The organism is Micrococcus lacusdianchii (genome assembly GCF_023155805.1).
GTDB classification, from domain to species: domain Bacteria; phylum Actinomycetota; class Actinomycetes; order Actinomycetales; family Micrococcaceae; genus Micrococcus; species Micrococcus lacusdianchii.
Window position 1 is genome coordinate 1 of record NZ_JAKNUW010000046.1, and the last position, 1,426, is coordinate 1,426.

Below are 1,426 nucleotides of genomic sequence, written 5' to 3' on the forward strand. Positions count from 1 at the left end.
GGCTCTTCACGAACGAGGGTGTAGTCGGTTGAGCGCGTCGGTGGCCGGGTAGGGGTCGAGGTCTCCCGGATGATGGAAGTTCTTCACGCTCGCCATCCCGAAAGACCTCGACGTGCTCCACCCTACTTTCGCGACCCCTGACCTGACCACGTTCTGCCGCCTCGACGAGCTCGGCCTCGTCGCCGTCGGTCAGCTGATCGAGCCGGATCGGGCCACGATCGAATGCCGCGTCGTCGAGGACGACCCGTGGTGTCGGAAGTGCGGTGCCGAGGGCGTGCCGCGGGACACGGTCACGCGTCGACTGGCGCACGAGCCGTTCGGGCACCGGCCGACGACCCTGCTGGTGCGGGTGCGCCGGTACCGGTGCGGACACTGCCGGCGCACGTGGCGGCAGGACATGACGCCGGCAGCGGCGCCGCGTGCGAAGATCTCCCGCGGCGGCCTGGAGTGGGCGCTGCGGGGCATCGTCATCGACCACCTCACCGTCACCCGCGTCGCCGCAGGTCTCGGGGTGTCCTGGAGTGCCGCGAACGCCGCCGTCCTCGCGGAAGGCATGCGGCGCCTGATCGACGACCCCGCCCGGTTCGACGGGGTCACCACGATCGGTGTCGACGAGCACGTCTGGCGACACACGAGGCTGGGCGACAAGTACGTCACCGTGATCATCGACCTCACGCCCGCGAGGAACAAGACCGGGCCGGCGAGGCTGCTGGACATGGTCGAGGGCCGCTCCAAGGCGGTGTTCAAGCAGTGGCTCGCCGCCCGCCCTGCGGACTGGGCGAAGCGGATCGAGGTGGTCGCGATGGACGGCTTCGCCGGGTTCAAGACCGCTGCCGCCGAGGAACTCCCCGACGCCGTCCCCGTCATGGACCCGTTCCACGTGGTCCGCCTCGCCGGCGACGCGCTGGATGTCTGCCGGCGTCGGGTCCAGCAAGACACCACCAGTCACCGCGGGCTCAAGGGCGACCCGCTCTACAAAGCCCGCCGCACCCTGCACACCGGGGCGAGCCTGCTCACCGACCGGCAGCGGGCACGCCTGGACGCAGTGTTCGCGAGCGAGGAGCACGTCGAGGTCGAGGCGACCTGGGGCATCTACCAGCGCATCGTCGCGGCCTACCGGGAGCCCGACAAGAAGAAAGCGAAGACGATGATGCAGGAAGTGATCGCTGCGATCAGCAGCGGCGTTCCCGCGGCGCTCGTCGAGGTCCGCAAGCTCGGCCGGACCATGAAGCAGCGGGCGGGCGACATCCTCGCGTTCTTCGACCGCCCCGGCACCAGCAACGGCCCGACCGAGGCCATCAACGGGCGACTCGAACACCTCCGCGGCTCCGCCCTCGGCTTCCGCAACCTCACCCACTACATCGCTCGGTCGCTGCTCGAAGCCGGAGGGTTCAGACCCGCGCTACACCCTCGTTCGTGAAGAGCC

General features: G+C 69.8%; 1 protein-coding gene. It reads left to right on the forward strand.

The annotated features are described in order from the left end of the window. The first annotated feature begins 112 nt into the window (after window positions 1–112). The gene (locus MA879_RS12245) at window positions 113–1,420 is read left to right on the forward strand and encodes an ISL3 family transposase (protein WP_248126875.1); all 1,308 of its coding nucleotides are present in this window, start codon (window positions 113–115) and stop codon (window positions 1,418–1,420) included. Window positions 1,421–1,426: the final 6 nt, after the last annotated feature.